General features: G+C 65.6%; 23 protein-coding genes and 1 pseudogene. 14 read left to right on the plus strand and 10 right to left on the minus strand.

The annotated features are described in order from the left end of the window. Positions 1 to 5 precede the first annotated feature (5 nt). On the minus strand, positions 6 to 554 hold the full coding sequence (locus ACQEVO_RS15095) for a hypothetical protein (RefSeq protein WP_432913407.1): 549 nt from the start codon (positions 552 to 554) through the stop codon (positions 6 to 8). A gap of 163 nt (positions 555 to 717) precedes the next feature. Then, positions 718 to 2,160, minus strand: coding sequence for a sodium/glutamate symporter (locus ACQEVO_RS15100; RefSeq protein ID WP_432913409.1), 1,443 nt, complete (start codon positions 2,158 to 2,160; stop codon positions 718 to 720). Between the two features lie 485 nt (positions 2,161 to 2,645). Here ACQEVO_RS15100 and ACQEVO_RS15105 point away from each other — a divergent pair, with 485 nt between their 5' ends. From ACQEVO_RS15105 to ACQEVO_RS15120, 4 genes are all read left to right on the plus strand, one after another. Beyond that, complete coding sequence (locus ACQEVO_RS15105; protein WP_432913411.1) at positions 2,646 to 3,953, plus strand: hypothetical protein; 1,308 nt, start codon at positions 2,646 to 2,648, stop codon at positions 3,951 to 3,953. A 223-nt stretch (positions 3,954 to 4,176) separates the two neighbouring features. Beyond that, positions 4,177 to 4,377, plus strand: coding sequence for a hypothetical protein (locus tag ACQEVO_RS15110; RefSeq protein ID WP_432913413.1), 201 nt, complete (start codon positions 4,177 to 4,179; stop codon positions 4,375 to 4,377). Beyond that, positions 4,368 to 4,490: a hypothetical protein gene (locus ACQEVO_RS15115; RefSeq protein ID WP_432913415.1), complete on the plus strand. Its 123-nt coding sequence runs from the start codon at positions 4,368 to 4,370 to the stop codon at positions 4,488 to 4,490. Before ACQEVO_RS15110 ends, ACQEVO_RS15115 begins: the two co-directional genes overlap by 10 nt. 153 nt (positions 4,491 to 4,643) lie before the next feature. After that, entirely contained in the window at positions 4,644 to 5,276 is a 633-nt protein-coding gene (locus tag ACQEVO_RS15120) for a hypothetical protein (protein WP_432913416.1), read from the plus strand. A gap of 12 nt (positions 5,277 to 5,288) precedes the next feature. Here the strand turns inward: ACQEVO_RS15120 and ACQEVO_RS15125 are convergent, their stop codons facing one another. Continuing rightward, on the minus strand, positions 5,289 to 8,255 hold the full coding sequence (locus tag ACQEVO_RS15125) for a BTAD domain-containing putative transcriptional regulator (RefSeq protein ID WP_432913418.1): 2,967 nt from the start codon (positions 8,253 to 8,255) through the stop codon (positions 5,289 to 5,291). A 113-nt stretch (positions 8,256 to 8,368) separates the two neighbouring features. On the opposite strand from ACQEVO_RS15125, the gene ACQEVO_RS15130 reads away from it, so the two are divergent. After that, a complete protein-coding gene (locus ACQEVO_RS15130) occupies positions 8,369 to 9,208 on the plus strand; it encodes a class I SAM-dependent methyltransferase (protein ID WP_432913420.1) in 840 nt (279 codons plus the stop codon). Between the two features lie 495 nt (positions 9,209 to 9,703). Here ACQEVO_RS15130 and ACQEVO_RS15135 read toward each other — a convergent pair whose 3' ends face one another. The 6 genes from ACQEVO_RS15135 to ACQEVO_RS15160 all read right to left on the minus strand — a co-directional run bounded on the left by ACQEVO_RS15135 (position 9,704) and on the right by ACQEVO_RS15160 (position 12,453). Then, entirely contained in the window at positions 9,704 to 10,210 is a 507-nt protein-coding gene (locus ACQEVO_RS15135) for a nitroreductase family deazaflavin-dependent oxidoreductase (protein ID WP_432913422.1), read from the minus strand. A 42-nt stretch (positions 10,211 to 10,252) separates the two neighbouring features. Next, positions 10,253 to 10,885, minus strand: a complete 633-nt coding sequence (locus tag ACQEVO_RS15140; protein ID WP_432913424.1) for a TetR/AcrR family transcriptional regulator — start codon at positions 10,883 to 10,885, stop codon at positions 10,253 to 10,255. Between the two features lie 57 nt (positions 10,886 to 10,942). Beyond that, positions 10,943 to 11,266, minus strand: coding sequence for an IS3 family transposase (locus ACQEVO_RS15145; RefSeq protein WP_432913426.1), 324 nt, complete (start codon positions 11,264 to 11,266; stop codon positions 10,943 to 10,945). Beyond that, entirely contained in the window at positions 11,263 to 11,610 is a 348-nt protein-coding gene (locus ACQEVO_RS15150) for a transposase (protein WP_432913428.1), read from the minus strand. Before ACQEVO_RS15150 ends, ACQEVO_RS15145 begins: the two co-directional genes overlap by 4 nt. A gap of 70 nt (positions 11,611 to 11,680) precedes the next feature. Continuing rightward, entirely contained in the window at positions 11,681 to 11,893 is a 213-nt protein-coding gene (locus ACQEVO_RS15155) for a hypothetical protein (protein ID WP_432913430.1), read from the minus strand. Then, a complete protein-coding gene (locus tag ACQEVO_RS15160; protein ID WP_432913432.1) occupies positions 11,890 to 12,453 on the minus strand; it encodes a hypothetical protein in 564 nt (187 codons plus the stop codon). Before ACQEVO_RS15160 ends, ACQEVO_RS15155 begins: the two co-directional genes overlap by 4 nt. A 56-nt stretch (positions 12,454 to 12,509) precedes the next feature. Here ACQEVO_RS15160 and ACQEVO_RS15165 point away from each other — a divergent pair, with 56 nt between their 5' ends. Beyond that, complete coding sequence (locus ACQEVO_RS15165) at positions 12,510 to 13,574, plus strand: hypothetical protein (RefSeq protein WP_432922705.1); 1,065 nt, start codon at positions 12,510 to 12,512, stop codon at positions 13,572 to 13,574. 88 nt (positions 13,575 to 13,662) lie between these two features. Here ACQEVO_RS15165 and ACQEVO_RS15170 read toward each other — a convergent pair whose 3' ends face one another. After that, on the minus strand, positions 13,663 to 16,584 hold the full coding sequence (locus ACQEVO_RS15170) for a helix-turn-helix transcriptional regulator (RefSeq protein WP_432913434.1): 2,922 nt from the start codon (positions 16,582 to 16,584) through the stop codon (positions 13,663 to 13,665). Between the two features lie 360 nt (positions 16,585 to 16,944). Between ACQEVO_RS15170 and ACQEVO_RS15175 the strand changes: the two genes are divergently transcribed. The 8 genes and pseudogenes from ACQEVO_RS15175 to ACQEVO_RS15210 all read left to right on the plus strand — a co-directional run bounded on the left by ACQEVO_RS15175 (position 16,945) and on the right by ACQEVO_RS15210 (position 22,124). After that, positions 16,945 to 17,199: a hypothetical protein gene (locus tag ACQEVO_RS15175; RefSeq protein ID WP_432913436.1), complete on the plus strand. Its 255-nt coding sequence runs from the start codon at positions 16,945 to 16,947 to the stop codon at positions 17,197 to 17,199. A 284-nt stretch (positions 17,200 to 17,483) separates the two neighbouring features. Continuing rightward, positions 17,484 to 17,774, plus strand: coding sequence for an LLM class flavin-dependent oxidoreductase (locus tag ACQEVO_RS15180; RefSeq protein WP_432913438.1), 291 nt, complete (start codon positions 17,484 to 17,486; stop codon positions 17,772 to 17,774). Further along, positions 17,720 to 17,872 (plus strand): hypothetical protein, encoded by a 153-nt coding sequence (locus ACQEVO_RS15185; protein WP_432923394.1) that lies wholly within the window; start codon positions 17,720 to 17,722, stop codon positions 17,870 to 17,872. Before ACQEVO_RS15180 ends, ACQEVO_RS15185 begins: the two co-directional genes overlap by 55 nt. A gap of 171 nt (positions 17,873 to 18,043) precedes the next feature. Continuing rightward, positions 18,044 to 18,991, plus strand: coding sequence for an NADPH-dependent F420 reductase (locus ACQEVO_RS15190; RefSeq protein ID WP_432913440.1), 948 nt, complete (start codon positions 18,044 to 18,046; stop codon positions 18,989 to 18,991). Between the two features lie 62 nt (positions 18,992 to 19,053). Then, on the plus strand, positions 19,054 to 19,728 hold the full coding sequence (locus ACQEVO_RS15195) for a nitroreductase (RefSeq protein ID WP_432913442.1): 675 nt from the start codon (positions 19,054 to 19,056) through the stop codon (positions 19,726 to 19,728). Between the two features lie 37 nt (positions 19,729 to 19,765). Further along, the gene (locus ACQEVO_RS15200) at positions 19,766 to 20,866 is read left to right on the plus strand and encodes a hypothetical protein (protein ID WP_432913444.1); all 1,101 of its coding nucleotides are present in this window, start codon (positions 19,766 to 19,768) and stop codon (positions 20,864 to 20,866) included. A gap of 89 nt (positions 20,867 to 20,955) precedes the next feature. Further along, a pseudogene (locus tag ACQEVO_RS15205) lies at positions 20,956 to 21,197 on the plus strand (LLM class flavin-dependent oxidoreductase); the annotation flags it as partial. A 231-nt stretch (positions 21,198 to 21,428) separates the two neighbouring features. Beyond that, positions 21,429 to 22,124 carry an IclR family transcriptional regulator gene (locus ACQEVO_RS15210; RefSeq protein ID WP_432913446.1) on the plus strand — a complete coding sequence of 232 codons (696 nt, stop codon included), beginning with the start codon at positions 21,429 to 21,431 and terminating at the stop codon, positions 22,122 to 22,124. Positions 22,125 to 22,128: the final 4 nt, after the last annotated feature.

Raw genomic sequence — 22,128 nt, forward strand, 5'->3', positions numbered from 1 at the left:
CGGGGTCAGCGGTTCCTGCGGACCCTGTCGTACAGGTTCCGCAGGAACATCACCGGGAACAGAACAGCACACACGATCGGAATCCCCCCGACGAGCAGCAGAAAAGCCCCCATGAACACCCCGAGGAACATCGCCGAAACCCATCCGGCGCCGGCATAGACCTGGTCCTGCTCCGTTCCATCGATCCAGTTGGCCGGGTCGCCCGCTACGAGCCGGGACGGCACCACACGACCCGCCTCGCAGGGACCTTCGACGTGAACTCTGATATCACGACGGGGCGGGAGCTGCCCCGCAGGCGTGAAATCACCGAAGCAGTAGGTGGTCCGGTGACTGCCGCCCCGGCCGCCTCCTTCGGATACGAGTTCGGAACGGGTGATCGTGGTGGTGCCCCGCTCGCCGGCCCAGTCGAGGCCGGCGGCCACCACTACGGCGGCCCGGATCGGTATGTCTTTGATGAGATGCCCGAAAAACCAAGCGAGGGGCAGGCATATCAACCACATCACCAGCAGGGCACCGGCGTCCTTTCGCCCAGGAGAGGGCTTTTGCTGGTGCACCTATTTATTATCGGCCGCCGGAAGGTTCCGCCGACACAGCGAGGGCGTCCGATTGCGAGGGGACTCGGAGTCCGGCAGCATCGACGACCGCTATCCCCTGTCCGGTCCGGAAGCCGTCTGCCCCGGCGCGAGTCTCACGCCGGGGCAGATCAGATCCCGTTGGTCAGGATGTCACCGGTGCCGGTTCCGCGGCAGCAGCGGCAACCGGTCGCCGGCCGAAGTACAGCAGCCCGGCGGCGAGCGCGCCGACGAACAGGGCGAGCATTCCGGCGAGCAGCCAGCCGACCCCGAAGTTGGCGATGATGGGAATAGCGCCGGCGGTGACGAGGCCGCCTCCGAAGAACGGTTCCATGATCAGCTGTTTGTATCCGAATGCCTGATACGCGGGGGTTTTCAGGTCGGGGTCGACCACCCGCAGCAGGATCAGACCGGTGGAGGTCACACCCATGGCCTGGCCCACATCGGCGATGCCGCGTTCGAACCAGAAGTCCGGCAGCATCCGGCGCGCCAGGAAAATGAACGCACCGGCCGTCCATACCAGTCCGGTGACCGACAGCAGGATGAACGGACCCATATTCGCCGCGATCGCCGTCAGCGACAAGGTGCCCAGCGCGGCGATGACCAGCACGTCGAGGCTGAAGCCCTGCAAGCGTTCGATCATCTGCACATCCACGATCTCCTCGCGGTCGAACGCCTGGATCAACCCCTGCACGATGATCCCGCCGATCATCGCGATCGGGAACAGCGGCACGTGCGCAAACAGTTCGAAGCTCTCGGCCCACAGTTTGGACTCCACCCACTGCAGCCCGGTCAGCATCAACCACCCGATCAGCACCGCCACCGCCAGCAACCCGAAATGCAGGGTCAGCGGCTCGATCGACGAGGGATTCACTGTCAGCGTGCCCGCGGAACGACGCCGCTCCTTCTCCACCAGACCTGCACGCTCAGCCACCGAAGGCTGCGCGTCAGCACGCAATTCGGTGGTCTTACCGGTGCGCACACCCCAGTTGATCAACGCGATCCCGCAGATGATGCCGGACAGAACGCCCACTGTTGCCAGACCCAGCGCCAAGTCCTGCCCCTCGGGGAAACCGAATTCCTCGAACGTGCCGGCCATACCCGCGGCAGTGCCGTGCCCGCCCTCGAACCCGATCTCGATCAGCGTGCCCGCCATCGCCGGCAGCCCGAACACCGGACCGAGCACCAGAATCGCCAGCAGCAGACCGAACACGTACTGGCCACTGGCCACCGTCATACCGAAGGTGATCTGCGGACCGGCCACCCGGAACGCTTCCCGCGGCGACGGCAGCTTGTGCCCCATCAACAACCCGGCGAAAACCAGCGAAATCAACAGACCCGGAAGCGTCTTCCAGACTTCGATGATCTCCGGAGTCAGCAACCCCGACTCGGCGAACCGGTCGGTCCCGAACAACCCTGCGATCCGGCCGAACACATCCGGCCCGATCAGCAGCGCCAGCGCCCCGCCGATGATCGAACTGGGAATGAACAACTTCTGCGCCAATCGCCACTTGACCCTGACGATCTTGGCAATCAACATCAGCACACCCAGCAACAACAGTGCGAAACCAATTGCGTTGGGAGACATACCCACCTACTTCCGTCGTAGCGACACCGGCCGCACCCCAAAGATGAATCAGGAGTTCGAGCGCAGAGATTATGCCGTCATCTAACGGTACAATAGGCAGTGGTCCGTCGGTATGTAAATCCCTCCCCCTGATGGAGATACGCGCCGAGACGGCGATGAATGAGTCGTCCGCGAACGGTGAAATCACCAATACAGCCGAGACCGGTAATCAAGCACTACCAACCCAATCCAGCGAACACCGGTGCCACACTCCTGCGGCCACCAGGGCGTTCGGGTTGCGCCCAACCGCCCGGTGGGGCAGGCTCGGAGCTGGCGTGCCGGGAAGCCTGGTCGGCACCCGATCCGGCGCGGATTGGGTATGGTCCAACAATCGGGTGAATCCTGCGAAAATCAACCGTGCTACGCACGCAGTTGTGCGAGTCCACCGTGTCACAGGCGTTCTCCACGGCTCCAGGCCTACTGGACACCGGCACGTGAACACCCCGATGGCTCTGATTGTCCTGGCAACCAGCACCGTGTACGTGACGGCCATGCTGGTCCGGACACGAATTCCTGTGCTGCGGCGACTGGTGACCCACAAGCCATTTCCACCGTTCCGCGATTGGCATGTACGGCCACACCCGTCCGCGCGCGTGCCCGTTCACGCCGCAGCGTGGCCTCGGCAGCTACTGGCGGCTCCCGCGGATCCGGGCACCGCGACGCTGGTGGTGCACACGGGATACAGTTCCTATCCGTCGCGGGCGCAGCGCGTCGATCTGCAGGTATCCCGGCCCAACGTGCCGGTGGTTTACGTCGATGGGTACCCCGCGTCGTGGGGATGGGGCATCACCCGGATCGCCATCGCGGCCGGGGAGCACCTCGTTGCAGTGGCCGGCAGCCACTCGCGCTGCTATCGCCGCCTCGACCTCGTAGAAGGCGAGACCGTCACCCTGTACTTCTCCAGCGTTCTCGGCAATGGAGCGCACCGGTTCCGGGAGCCGGACGCGGACTTGTACGAGGGCGTGTGGTTCGGCACCTCCCCGCCGGCGAAATTCACCGCCGCGGACCGTCGGGTCACCGCGGTGGTGCGGGCGGTCCTGGCCTGCGTTGCGGTGCTGGCCCTGCTCGGTATCACCGCGGAACTACTGGACTCCCCGCTCGAGGACCTGGTCTCGACCGGAACGCTCATCACCTATGGTGCGATCGTATCGGGTGTTTGCGGTGGTCTGGTACTCGTCGCCGGCGCGGTTGCCGATGCCCTCCGGTCACCCGCTCCGCCACCGGCAGCCGATCCTCCGGGCCCATCGACTCGGCCGGATGTGCACGTCATCGATTACGACGAGCCCGTAACTCCTCGTCCCGCACCAGGATGGTCCGCGCTCTGCCTGCACCTCCGCTACGAATTGACCGCCCACACCCTCGAAGAATCGGCCACTGCCGCCGGACGCAAAGGGCGGCGACTGAACCCGCTGCAGCGTTGGCGCGTCATCCGCATCGGCGAAGCCGAGGTACCCGGCGGGCGTCCTTGGATACCGCCGCCTCGTGTCGCCATCGACGGTGTTGCCATCTCCGCCAGCTGGACACGGATGTGGATACAACTCGCCCCCGGCACCCATCACGTCTCGATCGCACTCGACGCACCTCAGGCCGAAACCGGACCCACAACGCATGTCGACCTCGCCGACGCCCGGCAACAGCACACCATCGTTCTGCGCACTGGCGAAACCCACCACCTCGCCGGCCTGGCAACCATCAACGCCCTTCCCAGATCCGAGCATCGAGAAATGGCGACCTACCATGCCCGGCTCAGCTGAAACGTTCTCCAGCGCCGGGCGTAGGCGTGAGCCCGAGCCGCCCCTGCGCGGGGAGTTTCGTCTGTTCCTCACCACACCTTGTTCGGTGGAGCTGAAGCCGACGGTGACGGCGATGGCCAGGGCGGAGATGGACCAGAGCAGTGCGTACGCGAGGTAACCATCGACAAGGGGTTGCACCAGGGACACGACACCGTCGATGCGTTGCGCCGCTACCCACAGGCAAGTGGTAGATGCGCAGGACGAAGATCCGCTGTATCGCAGATTGATGTCGCACCCGGACGAGATGGCTCTGCTGCAACGCAAACTGACTCCGGAAGCGGTTGCCGCCGCAGGCAACAACGGCATGGCCGAGCTTGCCGAAATTCATCGCGGCCAAACAAGTGCATCGGTGAAATCGCCGGGGATGACCCCTGGGTGGTGGTAGACACGCTTCGCAGTGCACTCCTACTGGTCATGCACGCCGAAGAGTTCGGCGCCGCGTACGCCCAGGTACTCGATCTGATCATCGACGCACTGACTTCCGGCATCACGACCTGACAACTGATACCATCGGACGCCTCTTCCTCGACCGCTGCATCCCGATCCGGGCAGATCCGCTACGCAGAACCCCGCCCAGCCATCGCCGATGACAGCGGTTCGACAGCGATCCGGCAGGCTGCTTCGAAATGCTGCGGGGGGAGGTGATCGACGATGATGTTCATCGAATTGTTCTTGTCCGAAGGTGCGCTCGACCCCGCACAACGGCAGCGGGTAGCCCGGCGCCTGGGCACGATCCACGAACTGGGTGCGGGTGAACCCGGCAGCGGCGGAGAGGAGATGGCGCCTCGTTCGGCGGCCGTATTCGCGTCGATGTTCCAGGTGGTGGTGCATGAGCCGCAGATCTGGGTCGCCGGAGAGCATGCCCTCACCGAGCAGGACCCTCCGCACTGCCTGGTCCGAATTCATGTTCCGGGGCCGTGGCGCAAAGATATGAGCGAGACGTTGATCTCCTACGCGACACGCATCGTCTCCGACGAGTTCGCCGACCGGGAGCTACCCTACCGGCGTCCGACGGTGCAGGTACATGTCCTCGGTGTCTCGGAAGGGAGCATCGGGATGCTCGGAAAGACAGTGAGGTCAGCGGACCTAGTCGAGATGCTGAGCGATCCGTACCGGGACGATCTCGAGACGGGCAAGGCGTTGAAGGATCCGATGTGCGGAGTGCTCGTACCGTTGGACGACAACACCGCCACCGTCGAGATCGACGGTGAGCTGTATGCATTCTGCTGCCGCGGCTGTCGCGCCGAGTACGTGGCGAAACGGGAGAAGGCGGCGCAGCCCTGACGGCGGGCGCGGTCAATACGCCTGGACCTCGGCGAGTGCGGTCGCGGGGTCGAGGCTGCATCCACGCTCATAATGGTCTCGGTATCCGCGCAGGGCATTCGCCAACCGCGCGACGTCGGGGTTACCGGAGTTCGGGCCGCCCCGCAATGCGTGGGCCACGCCCAGAATCTTCGAGGCCCGCTCGGGCTCGCCGCGCCGGTGGGCCAGGTCGGCTATCCCGACCGCCACATGGGCCGCCATCGGCATATCGGGCAGGCCGACGGCGATGTCTCGCGCTTCGCGCAGATGGCGCGCGGCGGCGATGAAATCGCCGGTAGCCACGGCGAGATATCCCGCACCGGCCGCGTACAAGGCGCGCTCGGGCGGATCGGTGGCGTCCGCGGCATAGTCGAGGTGCCGCTTCGCCTCGGTGTGGTCGCCGTTGTGGCGCGCCAGGTCGGCGAGGGAGATCCGCGCGAGGGTGATCTCATGCGCAGCGGTGCCCCGGGCGAGAAACTCTGACAATTGCTCGCGCGCGTTATCGACGTCTCCGGCGTCGATGCGAACCATTGCCAGCCAGGCTTGCTGCCCGTCGTGGGTACCGAGTTCGCGGGCGACCAGCGCCGCCTCGTCCAGCGCGGCCAGGCCCTCGACGGTTTCGCCGGCAGTGATCAACGCACTCGCCAGCGACATCAGCGACAGCGATAACGCCCATCTCTCACCGCAACCGCGGAACCCCTCAACCGCTGCGTTGATATCCAGCCGGCCGGCGCCGGCCCGGCCCGCTGCCCCGTGCAACAGCGAACGCGTGAACCACAGCATCCCTCGTGTCCACGGATCGGGGTGTTTCAAGTGCGGTTGCAGCGTTGCCAATCCTTCATCGATGTTGCCGGTGGCGAGGGCGAGCAGGGCACAGATGAAACCAGCGGTCGGATCATGCGCGGAGCCGGGGCGTTCCACGGTGGCCGCGGCGTCGGCGAGACTGCCCGCGAAGGTCGCGTTGAGCAGGTAGGCGGCGATCGCGCGCGGTCGTGCCTCGGTCGCAGCATGGCCGGGCATCGCAACGATCTCGCGCAGTTTCCGGGTTGCTTCCGCGTGATCGCCGTGAACGGTCCAGAACTGACCGAGTGCGGCGCCCAATCGGACGGCGGTATCGGTATCTTCGCCGTCCACGGCGAACGCGATCGCCGCGTTCATGTTGTCCCGCTCCGCATCGAGGCGGGCGAGCCACGGGAGTTGTCCGGAACCGCGCAAGTGCGGTTCTGCTTGTTCGGCCAGCTCTAGGAAATAGTGCGCATGGGCGGAGCGCGCGGCGGCCAGGCGGCCGGTCGCCGCCAGCTGTTCGACACCGAACTCGCGGACGGTGTCGAGCATTCGATATCGGCCCCCCGCATATTCCAGCAACGATTTATCGACCAGGGCATGCAGGATGTCTGCGGTGAGGCCGATGTGTTCGGCGGCCTCACCGGAGAAGCTCCCGGGGAAGGCGGCTGCCCGGTTCGCCGCGGCGCGTTCGGTGTCGGTCAGCAGGTCCCAACTCCACTCCACCACCGCCCGCAGTGTCCGGTGCCGGAGAGGAGCGGTGCGGCTACCGCCGGTCAGTAGCCGGAATCGGTCGTCCAGCCGGGCAGCGAGCGTTTCGATCGACATCGATCGCAGGCGAACGGCGGCCATCTCGATGGCCAGCGGCAAGCAATCCAATCGGCGACAGATCCGATCGACATCGTCGCTCGGCACGAAATCGGGGTGCACGGCGCGCGCCCGGTCGGAGAACAGCTGCGCCGCGGAAACCGCTTCCAGCGGCGCTACCGCGAACAATGCCTCGCCGGTGATGCCGAGCGGTTCGCGGCTGGTGGCCAGTACTCGGAGCCGGGGGCAACGGCCGAGTAACTCTGCTGCCAGCTGTGCCGCCGCCCCGACCACGTGCTCGCAGCCATCGAGGATGACCACTGTCTCACGGTTCGCGAGCGTGTCGACCAGACGAGATATCGCATCCGCCGAATCCCGCAGGCCGAGGGCCGCCACCACCGCGCTGGGTACCTCGCCGGGACGGGTTACCGGAGCGAGCTCCACCAGCCAGACCGGGATATCCAGCTCGGCGCCGGTCATTGTGGCGAGGCGGGTTTTACCCACGCCGCCGGGCCCGACCAAGGTAACCAGCCGATGGTCCAGGAACCGTCGGCCGATCTGACGCTGGTCGGCTTCGCGGCCGACGAAACTTGTCAACGGCGCCCGCAAGTTTCCGCGGACGTGCGACCATTCCGTGTCTCCGCGCAGTATTCGCAGGTGCAGGTCGCGCAGTTCCGGTCCGGGATCGGTACCCAATTGCGTTGCGAGCACGGCCCGATAGTCCTCGTATACGGACAGCGCCTCCGTCTGCCTGCCGTCCGCAACCAAGGCACGGAGGAGGAGGGCGCGCAAACGCTCCCGCAGCGGATTGGCGGTAACCAGCTGATTCAGCTCCACCGAAACCAGGGCCCGTTCCGGGAACGACCCGCTCAATATCGCCTCGAACCGGTCTTCGGTGGCAGCCAACCACAGTTCGTTCAGCCGCGCGGCCACCGCGGCCGCGAACGGCAGATGAGCGACATCAGCCAGCGGCTCGCCCCGCCACAACCCCACCGCCTCGGTGAGCAGTTCCTGGGCTGCGCCGTAGCAGCCGGCCCCCAGGGCGCGGCGCCCTTCCTCGGCCAGCCGCTCGAAACGTACGGCGTCGACCATCTCGGCGGGAACGTCCAGCCGGTACCCTGCCTTCCCCGCAGGAAGTATCGCCGATTCGGGCAGCGCCCGCCGTAACCTCGCCACCAGCGAATGGAGAGCGGCATCCGGATGATCCGGAATATCTTCCGGCCACACCGATTCCATCAACGTCCGCGCGGAAACCACACGGCCCGCATCCAGCGCCAGCCGGATCAGCAGCGCTCGCGACCGCACCCCGCCGACACCGATGCTTCGGTCGTCGGCGACCACCCGCAGCGGACCCAGGACCTCGATGCGCACACCACGATTATCCAGGCTCGCGATCGGGATCGGTGACAGCCATCCGACACCGGTTCGGCAGATCCACGCGACACAGTCGGTGCGAACGACCACGTTGCACAAGGAGAATCGCTGTGGGGAACATCAGAAACACCGAGCAGTTCGAGGTGTGGAACGGAGCCGACGGACACCACTGGGCCGAACACCACGCCCGATACGACACCATGGCCGGCGGCTACGACGAGCATCTCTTCGAAGCCGCCGCGCTCAGCGAACACAGCCGCGTGCTCGATATCGGCTGCGGGACCGGACAGACCACCCGCACCGCTGCCCGGATGGCCCACCGTGGCGAGGCAGTCGGGCTCGATCTCTCGGAGCCGATGCTTGCCCGCGCACAACAGATCGCCGAAGCCGAGAAACTCACCAACGTCACGTTCGAGCAGGGCGACGCACAGGTCTACCCGTTCACCGAGGAGCGATTCGACACGGTGACAAGCCGCGCCGGGGTGATGTTCTTCGACGACCCAGTCGGCGCGTTCACCAACATTGCCAGTGCTATGAGGCCAGGAGGCCGGCTCGTGTTCGCCTGTCACAGGGAGCCGGCCGATTCCGTTGCCGCGATCTTCGCGGCGCCGGCCGAATATTTGCCGACTCCCGGATTCGCCGATATCGACCCCGGCGTCACCGACTTCGCCGATCCCGATCGGGTTTGTGACGTACTCACCGCCGCGGGCTTCGCGGCCGTCACCGTGACCGGTTTCGAGACCCCGGCTGTCCTCGGCCGAGACTGTCGCGATGCGACCGAATTCCTGTTCGACGCCCAACTACGCTCGCTCGTTGCGGGCGCCGACGCGGCGGCCGTACGCAAAGCGAAGGCCGCCGTCGAAGCGGCGCTTCGACCGCATGAGACCGACCTCGTGCGGATTCCTGCCCGAGGGTGGTTGTACACCGCACACAATTCTGGACGAAGCTGACCGAGGAGCAGTTCGGCGTATCGTCGGCGCCGACTGGTCTCCAGCTTCAGCTCTCACTGAGGTAGGGCGGGAGTGGTGGCCTGTCGGCGACGGTGCTCGACCAGGCGTTGCAGGAGTTGCTCCTCGAGTGCGGCAGCGTTTCAGGCCTACGATGGCGACCACCGGAACGTGGCCCGAGTTCGGCGTCGTAGAGACCGTTGAGCAGCGTCCCGCCCGTCGCGGGATCTCTCGCCTCCCTCTTGGCCGGACCGATCTGCTCGCCACCGCGCCGGGGCCCGGCAACGTGACCGGGCGCCGCGCCGAGCACTTGTCGCGACAGTGCAGGCGCGTTACCCGGCTGCGCCTCCCCCGAAACTCCAGGCACCCAGACGCAGGACCACCGCGCCGGGCCGTAGCGCGGAAGCGAACGAACAGTCACAAGCACCCCGGGGCGGCGCCGATGTACGCGCACGGGAGCGCCTGTCCGCACGGTGGGTGATATGCCGCTTGGTCCCCTTATTCTCGCGTAAGTCGGATGCGGACCATCGGAAGCCCGGTACCACGGTCGTCGATAGGCGCACCAAGGGTGCTTTCGATCGCCGGTTTCATGGTGGCCCAGGCACGGGGGTGCCGAGTGACGTAGGCGTGCAGCGAAGCCGCTGACTCGTCAGGGTTCAGCAAGCTCGCGTACGCCTCCGCAGGCCGCCGGCCACCGATCCAGACCCGGACCCCGGGATCGGCCTGTACATTGCGGAACCACTGGGCGCGAGTTCCGAAACCGGACACCACCACATACGAGTCCGGATCCGGGTGGTCGATGACTTCGAGGACGACGTAGCGGCGGGCGCCGGTTTTCCGTCCGGTGTGTTCGAGCATCAGCATGCGAGAACCGAACAGGAACCCCAGGCGTGCCCGGTACATTCGCACGGGTGCGCGCATGAGCCATCGGATGCGTAGTGCTCGGGATGCTATACCGACCAGGGCGTCGGCGACCGGAGTCGGAAGAGTCGTAGAGACAGACATGAGTTCCTCGCTCGTGGGTGGGTGTGGGACGTGATCGGCCGTTCACCGGGCTTCCTCTATGGCGCAACCTCCCAACCCCGACCGGTAGATGGACAACACCTCGTCACCCCAGCGCCGCATTCCCTGCTCCGTCGCAAGATCGACACCGACAACGGCGCCGATATGCGGACGCAGCATCAACACCGCGAGATCGTTGACCAGAAGAAACGCGGCACGAACGGCCGGATCTTCGCCGGGGTCGGCGACCCCTTTCTCCGCCATTTCCGCCAGCACGTCGCGGCTGACCGTGTACAGGCGCCGGAACAGCGCCGAACCCGCGGACCGGCCTTCCAGCAGCATGCGCCCGAGATAGGCGGGGACCGGCGAACCGGGTGGTAGCCGACCGATGACCTGCGCCGCCAGCGCCGGGACCGCCCCGGGCGCGAACGGACCGACCTCATCGGCGAGCACCGTCTGCTGGAGCAGGGACTCGAACACGCCTGCCACGTGATCGTCCACCGCAGCACGCAGACCGTCCTTCGCACCGAAGTGCCGGATCACCAGCGCCGGAGAAACATCCGCAGCCGACGCGACCGCCCGGACAGTCACCGCATCGGCGCCTTGGTCGGCGAACAGCCGCAACGCCTCGTCCCTGATCCTGGCTCGGGCGGTGCGATCATCGGAGTGTGAACGCATGTTTACTACAGTAAACGTTTGTTCATTTTTCTACAACGCAGGCACCTCCTGACCCCCTCACCATGACGCTCGACAGCCACCCCCGTCGACGGTGCAGAGGTTCGCACACTGCGCCCGTCGACCAGTTCGACCCGAACTCCGATCCAGAAGCCCACCCCCACAACGGGCCAGCATCGCATGCACCCGCGGAGACCCATAGGTCCCGCCGGAGCTGGTATGGATATCGACGATCTCAGCCAGCAAGGCTTCGTCGGCGATCTGCCGCGACGAGGGCCGTTCCAGGCGTTTGCACCACCAGTAATAGGTCGACGAGGCAATCCCGAGCACCCGCAATACGAGCTCGACCGGGTGCCGGCTGTCCTTGACGAACCGCACGATCACCTCCGGGTCTGGCCGAGCTCCGAGGCGAAATACGCACTCGCCGACCGCAGAATGTCGTTCACCCGCTCCAACTCGGCCACCTGCTTACGCAGCCGCTTGTTCTCCTCGGCCAGATCGGCGTCTGCTGGTTCCGGTCGCTGCCCGGCATCGGCTTGGCGGATCCAGTTCCGCAGCGCCTCATGATGGACCCCCAACTGCTGGGCGAGTTTGCGAATCGTCGGTTTCGGGTCCGACTCCAGATACAGCCGGACCGCTCGAGCCTTCAACTCGTCCGGGTATTTCTTCGGTGCTGCTACGCGGGGCTCCCTTCCTGGCCCTATCGGACCATGCTCAGAGCCCTCCAAGGAAGCGGGGGAACCTCACCTCCAAGGAAGCGAGGGAACCTCATCTCATGACCATCTCCTTATCCCGGGGCTATTCGTAGTCGTCGTCGGTCTGACCGTCGATCCAGGCGATCGCGGCGGCGAATCGCACGCATCCCGTCCCATGGCCGCCGTGCTGCCGGCGGACGAAATCTGCCTCCTCGAAGCAGGCGAAGGAAGGCTCGACCTCGCAGTCGGCATGCCAGGAACGCCAGCGATCACAATCGGCGATCCCGGCACGGATGCGAGGAGCGGGAGCGTTCACTGCGCCACGAACGTGTGCTCATCCCACCCAGCACGGTGACTCCACGCCTGCAGAAAGTCGGGAGCGAACATCGGCGCGCCCGGCAGCTCGGGAATATCGAACGCGGCGGCAAGAACGGTCTGGTTCGCGGCCACGATCACCCGATTGCGCCGCAGTTCGTCGTGAATCTCCCCGGCCAAGTCCGGGGACTCCTGCCGGTGAGCGTTGTACCAGCCGCTGTGCCGGTCGAGGTAGGTCAGCGCCACCACCGCCGCACATGCGCGGGCGACGGCGGCGGCCGGGTCGGTGGCCTGATCCGCGGCGATCAAGGCGGCGGTGACCACCAGCCGAATCCCGGTGGTGCGGGCGAGGTCGGTCCGGGTCGAATCGATGCCCAGCGCGGTCCCTTCCGGTTCGTATTCCGCACCGCCCTGTTCGAGACCGGTGGCGGTGTAGAGATCGGTGGCCAGGGTGTTTTCGCGGGCGGTAATCATGTCGAGCCACCACCACTTGGCCGGGGTGCCGGGCAGTTTCAGTGTCGACAGCGCTAGGTGGGTGCGGCCGGCGGCCTTCTCCAACACCTGGGTGTCGCCTTCGGCGGTTTTAGAACCGCGAGCGTTGGCGATCCACCGCGATCCTGCAGAACCCTCGCTACACCGGATACGCGGTGTTCGGCCGCTGGGCCAAGAAAGAGGAACTGATCGACCCCGATGATGTCGCGGCCGGTTACGCCATCCGATTCGTCCGAGCAACCGCCGATCGGGTGATCCGGTCGAAGCGGCCCGCGCACCCGGCCATTGTGTCGGTCGAGACCTTCACCGAAGCCCATCTGATCCGGCGTAGCCGGGCCGGAGCCAGCAACCGTGAACGCGCACGGAACACCCGATCCAGAACGACGACACGCCCCTACCTGCTGCGGGGGCTGATCACCTGCGATATCTGCGGCCGCAAAATGCAGGCCGGCATCATCCGCGGCGGCGTCTACTACCGGTGCCACTCGAAAACCCTCGCACCCGGCAGCCCCGTATCGGCCGAGCACCCCAAGACCGTGAACCTGCGCGAACCGACCCTTGCCGACCCTTTGAACAGGTGGCTTGCCGGTCTGTTCAGCAAGCAGCAGCGGGCACAAACCCTCGAATTCCTCCTCGAAGCGCACAACACCGACGACAGCGATCTCCGACGCAGCATCATCAAGGCACGGATCGCGGAAGCGAACCAGAAACTGGAGCGGTACACCCGGGCGATCGAGGCCGGCATCGATCCCAGCAGCCTGGTCGCAGCGATGAACGCGGCACAGGCGGACAGAGCCGCCGCCCAGGTCGAGCTGGACACCATACCGAGACCGGTCCAGGTCACCGCGCGCGAACTCACCGGGATCATCGATTCACACGGCGATATCCGCGCCCGACTCGATGCGGGCGACCCCCTGGACAAGATGGAACTGTACAAAGCACTGGAAGTACAGATTCGATACCAACCGATACAACGCCGCGCTCAGGTGAGCGCTGGGCTTGCTGTGGTTAGCACTGGTGTCCGGAGGGGGAATCGACCACTACGCCCACGCGCTCACCAGGCAACTCGTCCTGCATCTCAAGTAGAGGACAGTACCCGGCATATCACCCGAGGAGAGAAATCGCCTGAGGCGCCGGCACTGCAGCATCGTGTCGACCCGCCCAAGGGCTGCTCGATGGGGATTGCATAGCACTGGCGGCATCGGCTGTTGGCCTGAAGACCGCGGATCAGATCAGCATCCCGACGTCCTCGCGCCACCGACAATTTTCGCACGGCGTTCAGTGTTGACGAGGCTCCTTCTGGTGGTGGGCCAGCGCTGCGGCCACACCGGCGCGAGAAGTGATACCCAATTTGGTGAATACCCGGGCAAGGTGCTTCTCGACGGTCTTGGGGCTGACGAAAAGCTCGGCGCCGATCTCGCGGTTTGTATAACCTTGCGCAACACGCTCGGCGATACCCTGCTCACGATCGCTCAGTATCGACGGGTCTGCCTGCTCGACAGCGAGAGACCGGCGTCGCACGCGGATCCCTATACTCCGTAGCTCTTTGGCTGCTTCGTCACGCCACCGTTCGGCCCCGGCATCGTGCAGGATGCTGTGCGCCAATTCCAGTTCGGTCACCGCGGCAGCACGATCATCGGCAAGGGCGTGTGCACGTCCTGCCACCAACCGTGCGCGGCCACCCCATACCCGCATCTCCGCGTCTTCGAAGCACCGAACGGCGCGGTGCGCGGCCAAAGCGGCGGATCGGAAATCGTGCCTTGCCAGATAGATCTGCGCCCAAGCGTAATTTGCGTTGCCTTTGTTGGAGTTCAGTTCCGACCCGGCATCGTCCATATGCCGGGCTACGTCCTCAGCCGCATGGATCCGGCCCCCGGCCAGCTCCGCTGTGACCAGCGATCGTTGCCACAGTGAGCGGGTGCTGGGGGGAATGTGAGCGAGTCCGGGACCTCCTATCGACCGGATCTCATGACTACCGCGATCCAACTCGCCTGCCTCGATGAGCGCTTCGCCGTAACATGCGTGGGCAACCCATGCGAACAGTGCGTTCGGCCGGCGATCACTCGCATGGACCGCTGAATTCCCCGCCGCCAAAGCCTCGGGCAGATCACCCCGGGCGGTCTCGATCCAGCACCGCATACCTTCTGCCGCCGAGAGCAATTGGTCGTTGTCCAGCAGTACCGCGACTTCGACCGCGGTCTCTGCAGCCGATCGGGCCGCCGACAATTGGCCCAGAAACAGTTTCGCCGTGGCCGCAGCGAGTGCGAAGCGACCGTGCAGGTACCCGTGGCCGGCGGTGCGGCACACTCGCAGACCGCGTTCGGCATGACGATCGGCCTCGCGCAAGCGATCGATCGCCAGCTCCGCAAGGGTCAGATCAGCGAGCGCAGCGACCAGCGCCGGTGTGAGGTCGACGTCACGGGCATCAATCGCCACAGCTGCTTCGTCGATCAGGTCCTGGGTCGCGGAGTCGGCGCCCTGCAGGCTGCGGAACCAGGCAGCCGCCGCGGTCGCGACGAGCCCGAGGGTGGGATCACCGAGCGCCTTCGCTTCTCTGCGGGCTGCCGTAGTGACCTGGACCGCCTCCACCCACCGGGCCATCATCAAGTGGTTTTCGGCGAGATCCAACGACAGTGTCACGGCGTCGACGCTGCCGGCAGGTGCCCGCCCGAGGGCGGCGGTGATGAGGTTCCGGGCCTCCTCGGCGCGTCCGAGACCGTGGTCGGCTCGGATCAGCATGCCGATGATCCGCGTTCGGACGGCCGCGGAATCGGCGGGAAGAGATTTCAGCGCGCTTTCCAGCACTGCACGACTGTCGCGCAGACGTCCCGCGGCGGCGAGCGCATCGGCCAGTGAGATGGTCAAGTGCAGGCGCCGTTCGGACTCGGTGCTCTCCGGCAGAAGCCGCAGCGCGGTCGCGAACCAGTCGGCAGCTGCCGCCGGGGCCCGAACCGCTGCCTCCCCAGCGGCAGTCAGTACTGCTACTGCCTGCTTATCACCGGTGGTAGCCGAATGCGCGACATGATGTGCCCGGAGGCCGAGCGGTGCACCGGACCGTTCCAGGGCGTCCGCCGCCCGCCTGTGGGCACCGAACAACCAGCCCGGCGACGCACCGTCGTACACCACGCGACGTACGATCGGATGCCGGAACCGCAGCCGGCCCGCCACATCGGTCGTACATACCAGTTCCGCGGCGGCGAGAGCATCGATGTGTTCCAGCACTGTGGTCTGGTCGGCGGCCGAGATCTGCGCGACCAGTTCGACATTGAACGGATCGCCTGCGACAGCCGCAGCCTGGAGCACTTCCCGGGTATCGGAACCCAAGACCGCCAGCTCCTCACCGAGGGCCGCCCGCACGGCATCGGGAATATCGGACCGATGTTCACTGGTCAGCCGCTCCTGGGGTATCGGCGGCGGTGGCCTACCGTGCGAGATACGCGCCAACTGCTCGAGGTAGAAAGGATTCCCACCGCTCTCGGCATGCAATGACCTGGTCGTGGCAGAATTCGGTCGCTGCCCCAGCAACTCGGCAGCCTCAGCGACCGTCAGCGGCGCCGGCCCGAGTTCGTGCAGCACACCGTCGCGGACACCCTGCTCGACCGCGGTCAGCAACAACCGTGGCGCTCGTCGTGGCCGATAGCTCAGCGCCACCAGCATCCCCGGCACCGGGCGGCGCAACAGGTAGCCGATCAATTCCACGGACGCAGGATCCGCCCAGTGCACATCGTCGAGCGCCAGCACCAGCGGCCGAGTTCGGGCTATCCGTTCGAAGACGGCGCGAACCGCACGATAGAACTCGAACCGCGCGATTTCCGATCGGCCGGCAAGCCGATCACCGCGTCCCGCCAGAGACGGCAGGACCACGGCGAGTTCGGCGTAGAGGCCCGGTCCCAAGTCTGCTACGACCTCGGCTTCCAGCCCCGCGAAGTATTCGTCGAGGGCATCAATCACCAAGCCGAAAGGCACCTCCGCCTCGAACTCCGACCCGCGCCCCGCCAACACCCCGAAACGCGCCGAGCCCGCCTGCCTGCACAGCGCGCCGAGCAGGCAGGTCTTGCCGATACCGGGCTCACCCACGATGGCCACAGCCAGCGCGGAGCCTGTCCGGGTGCAAGCCAATGCGTCCGCCATATCGGCCAGCTCGGATGTTCTTCCGACCAGCTTCTTAGCTGGACCCTCTCCAGTAACGCTCGGGATCATCGCGACACCTGAGCACTATCCCGCTGGGGAACGATCGTGGCCAGCACCTTCTCAGTAACAGATACACCGGAGCCGGTCGCGGACCCGCGTGATCCGGACCTCAGCGCATCATTTCCTATCGACTCTTCCAGGTTACCGCCAGGTTACCGGCAGTCATACGCACGACTGCGGTAGCCGAGGCAGCAGCCAGGGTGAGACACCCGAGCCAGGCCGGCGCGCCATCGTAGGGGTTTCCCCCATGCCGCCCTGGCCGGCCTTTTGGGAAGGTCGTGGGGTGGCACGACGACCGTGCCGGTCTCGACAGGGTTCAGGCCGCAGCACGGCCGATCTTCTCGATGTGTTCCGAACGGAGTGATGGCGATGGGTGGTAGAACGGCAGGCGGCGTCGCAGCCGCGTTCACCGTTGTAAGTTCGCCGGCGCCGGACGAACCGGACGTACATCTGTGCGCAACGCTACAGGGGATTCAGTTCCATTTCACCGCCTGCCTCACCGCCGCGCTGGTGTTCGTCCAGGAACAACGGCACCACTGCTACTTCGATACCGTGCGGGTGGTATCCGGCAGCACTGCGGGACTGCGGCGGATGGCGAACGAACGGCTATTCCTCCTACCCTGATCCACCGGTAGCCGGTGGCGCGTTGGTCGAGAGACATTGACATCTCGGCGGCCCGATCTGGAGGAAAAATGACAGAAAGAAGGAGGTTTCTCGGAATAACTATCGCCGACGGCTACGGCGGGCAACCCGCCGCGTGACGGGCGCGGCAGACCGATCCTCGCGACTACGCCGACATAGACGCCATCGTGCGGCACGCGAGCAGATCGGGCTAGTGGCCACTGGCTCCACAACGTTTCAGGCGCCGTTCAATCAACCTCGCCTGGCAGTTCAAAGCTCTCGACATCATGAGCCACGGCCGCGCCGGGTGGAACGCCGTCACTACGAGCGATCCCCACGTGGCCGCGAACTACGGTAAGGCGGTCGCCGAACGCGACCACCGGTACCGGCGAGCCCGCGAGACGATCCAGATCGCCCAGGCCCTCTGGGGCAGCCGGCAGAGGGACGCATGGATCAAGGACCGGCAATCCGACCGGTTCATCGACCGGCCAAGCTCCAGCCGATCAACCTCCAAGGCGAGTACGTGGCCTCCCACGGACCGCTGCCCATTCCGCCGTCGAAACAAGGGCAGCGGGTGATCCTCACGGCGGGCGGGCGGACGACGCTGCGCGACCACCTCGGCGTTCCCGAGCAGTCCGGCCTCGACCCGCGAGTCACACGCCCGGCCGAACACTGACCACGTTTCAGTTCGGCCGAAGATCCGCAGGCGCGCGAGCACTGCCTCCATCGGACGACTCCCGCTTCGGTGCCACATCGCGAGCCAGCGCCTGATGTGATAGCGCACTACCGGCGGCGGACCGGCGGCTCGACCGAGAAAGGGCGGTGGTGGAGAGCTTTCGGCGCCGGCTTGACCGGATACCCCCTCCGCTTTATGCTGTTCAAATACGGACGACACCTCCGTTTCACCTCCGGGTGTGATGCAAGACGGCAGGCCATGCGCGTGCAGCATGCCGGCTGGAGCGCGGGATGCGCATGGAGGCCGAGCCTGACCGGACATGCAGCACGAGCGTCTGCGTTGAATGAAATGGTGAATGACAGTAGGAGTTTCCGCATGCAGATAGGTGTTATCGGTACCGGATTTATCGGCAGAACGCTGACTTCGAAGTTGAGTGCGGCCGGACACGATGTGAAGGTGGCCAACTCGCGAGGGCCGGAGACCATCGATACCGGCATGCTTGCCTCGGGTGCGCACGCGGTCTCCGCTGCCGACGCGGTGCAGGATGTCGAGGTCGTGATCTTGTCCATCCCGTTGAATCGGCTCCCCGGGATCGCACCATTGATCGCCACCGTGCCCGCCGAGACGATCGTAATCGACACCTCGAATTACTATCCGGCACGCGATTCCGCGATCGAGGCCATCGACGGCGGCCAGGTCGAAAGTCAATGGGTTGCCGAACAACTCGGCCGTTCGATCGTCAAGGCATGGAACGCCATAGGGGCCGACTCACTCGCCCGGAAGGGCACGCCCGCGGGAACCGGCGGACGTATCGCCATACCGGTCGCGGCCGATGAGGAGAGAGAACGCGCGGTGGGCATGACACTGGTCGAAGACACCGGATTCGATGGATTCGACGCCGGAACCCTGACGCAATCATGGCGCCAGCAGCCCGGTGCCCCCAGCTACTGTACCGACCTCACCAGCGAGGAGATGGCGACCGCACTGACGGCGGCCGAGGCAGCGAGATTGCCGACGCGCCGCGATTTGGCGGCAGCCGTCATCGCCGAACGAATCGATGGGGACTTGCGGTCGACCCTCGAACAAGCTGTCCGCATCAACCGTGCGGTATTCATCTGAATCTCGGCCTCGGACATGAGCTTCGCCGATCCGATCCCAACTGTTCCAAGGAGTGTGTTTTTATGGCCGACTTCGACACCGTCGTCAAAACACGGCGGTCGGTGCGCCAGTATCTGCCGACACCGGTTCCCCGCGATGTCATGACGAAAGTTTTGGACGCCGCCCAGCACGCGCCGTCGAATTGCAATACCCAGCCGTGGCAGGTGCACATCCTGTCCGACGAGGCCAAAGACACGTTCAGCCGGCTGATTACCGCCGCCTACGACGCCGGGGTCGATACGAAGGACTTCTCCTTCGCGGTTGCCGATTATGACGCTACGTATAAGGCGCGGGCCCGTGCCCAGGGCGCGGCGTATTACCAGGCCCTCGGCATACCTCGCGACGATACCGATCGGCGGCAAGATGGCCTCAGGCGCAACTTGTCGTTCTTCGGCGCACCGCACGTGGCACTTCTGTTCGCGCCGAGCGTCGGGGACAATGTGCGCGTCGCCGCCGACATCGGGATGTACGCGCAAACCTTCCTGCTGTCTTTGGTCGCCAACGGGCTTTCCGGTGTGCCGCAGACGATGCTGGGCTCGTATGCAGAACAGGCCCGCACTCTGCTGGGATTGCCTCCTGAGATGAAACTGCTGTTCGGCATCTCCTTCGGATACCCCGACACCGAGCACCCTGCCGCCCGCTACAACATCGGCCGAATACCCCTCTCACACAGCATTGTTCACCACTCCGCGCTATAGCCGCCTGAGACATGGGAAATATGAAAGGGCTGGGCAGTTGAAACGCTTGTTCACCATTCTTATCGGCGCCCTGCTGGGGATCGCCGTCGTAGGTTGCGGATCGAACTCCTCCGAGTCGGCGCCGACAAGTTCTGACCCGGACTCATGTGCGCCGTCAGACGGGCTGACCTTCATCTGCGGGGTCGAGAATCCGGAAGACGTGGTGCTGGTGCCGAACAGCGAATGGATACTCGCCAGCGGAATGAAGCCAGGCAGCGGCCTGCACCTCGTCGACAGCCGCGGGAAGACCGTGAGCAGTCTGTACGCGGCCGGGGCCTCGAAGATCGAACCGGACCAGGCGAAGTACGCGGGCTGCCCGGCCCCATTGGATCCCGCGCAGGCCGCCCTGCACGGCCTGAGCATCCGTGAAACCGAAAGCGGCCGATACACCGTCTATGCGATCAACCACGGCGGCCGTGAATCGGTCGAGGTCTTCGACCTCGACACACGCGGAGCCGCGCCGTCCGCAACCTGGATAGGGTGCGTGCTCATGCCGGAGGGTCTGAAGGGAAACGGCGTCGCCGCTTTCCATGACGGCACCATCTTGGCCACGGTGCCCTACATGCCGGGCAAGACTTTCGACGATGCGATCGCCGGCGAGAACACCGGCGCCGTCTACATGTGGGCGCCTGGGTCGACCGCGTTCCAGGCGCTCCCGGGCACTGAGCTCCCGGGGAACAATGGCATCGAGACTTCCCCGGACGACAGCAAGTTCTACGTCGTGGCGCCGAGAGAAGGACGCGTTGTCGAGTTCGCCCGCAACAATCCCGGCACGCCGCTCCGCTTCGCGCAGCTTGCCGGATTCGTGCCCGACAACATGCACTGGACTGCCGACAATCGGCTGATCACGGCGGGGATGATCGACGGTGAGCCTTCCTGTGGCGGGACGCCGATAACGGAATTCAGTCTGCTCGAGTGCTCTCGCGGCTACAAGGTCGATACGATCGACCCGACGACGATGATCGCCACGGAACTGGCGAGCGGGCCGACAACGCCGGACTTCCCCGGTACTGCGAGCGCCGTACAGGTCGGTGGTGAACTGTGGCTCGGATCGTTTTATGCGGATCGGCTCGCCTATCGTTCACTCGGCGGCCTCTGACCGCGATATCCGCCACCCTGATCTGCAAACCGCTTCCAGAAAAGCCCGAAAGCGCCTGCTTGATTCGGAATAGGCGGCGGGTTCGACGCGACATGCACACCACCTTCAGCGAACCGCTGGTGATTTTCGGCTTTCTTGCTGGGGTCACCCGGTCGGTGGAATTGGTCACCGGGTGATCATCCCGCCGCAACGACAGACGGTGCTGGTGGCCTAGGAAGCTGCCGAAGTCGACCGGCTCAGTGGTGGACGGTTGCGACTGGGCGTCGGAGTCGGGTGGAACGCCGTCGATTTCGAGACCCTCGGTGAAGACTTCGTCAACGGCGGCGAGCGGATCGCTCTGTCGCGCCTGTTATCGTTGCGAGCCGAGTATCACCGCAGCGCCGCACTCAACAGCGGACTGCAGTCCATGCGCACCGACGCAACCGCCCAGGTGCTGCACACGCTCACCGAATACCGCGACGACCTGCCCCACACCCGCACCCAGACGATCGCATAGTGAGTTCCATGTTCTATTATCGAGCTTTCGCCTGATAGGTGTGGATTGAAGGAAGGGGCCGCTCTTGTGCGTGACAAGCCGGGACCTTCGGGGTCGCAAACTCTCAGCCGCGGCATCCGCCTCCTGGAGATTCTTGCCGCCGCAGGCCGGAGCTTGACGATCGATGAACTCGCCGAATCGCTCGGTGTGCACCGGTCGGTCGCCTATCGGCTGCTGCGCACGCTGGAGGATCACGGCCTGATCGCGCGTGGCCCGTCGGGCCGGATCACGCTCGGCGCGGGCCTGGCCGCACTCTCTTCCGGCGTCTCGCGCGACCTGCAGCAGGTGGCGCTGCCGGAACTGCGGGCGGTGGCGAACGAATTGGGTATGACCTGCCTGCTGGCCGTGCGGCTGGACCGGGACGAGGCCGTCACTCTCACCAGCGCCGCGCCGGAGCACAGCGTGGCTGTCACCTACCGGCCCGGCCATCGGCACCCGCTGACCCGCGGCGGCCCGGGTAAGGCGATCTTGCTCGAACTGCCGGAACAGCAGTGGCCCCGGGAGCTACACGAGGAGTTGATCCGCAGCCGGGCGCGCGGGTTCGCCATCAGTCACGACGAAGTGGTGCCGTCGCTGCTGTCGGTCGCCGTCCCACTCGTGGTGCCCGGTCAACCCGCCGCCTCGATCGCGGCCATCCATGTCTCCCTTCCCCTGCCCGAGGCCGAGATCGCCGACCGTCTCACGGCGGCGGCCGAAGCCGTCGCCCGGGCGCTCGGCGGCTGATCGC

Source organism: Nocardia sp. CA-290969 (assembly GCF_050936135.1).
GTDB lineage: Bacteria > Actinomycetota > Actinomycetes > Mycobacteriales > Mycobacteriaceae > Nocardia.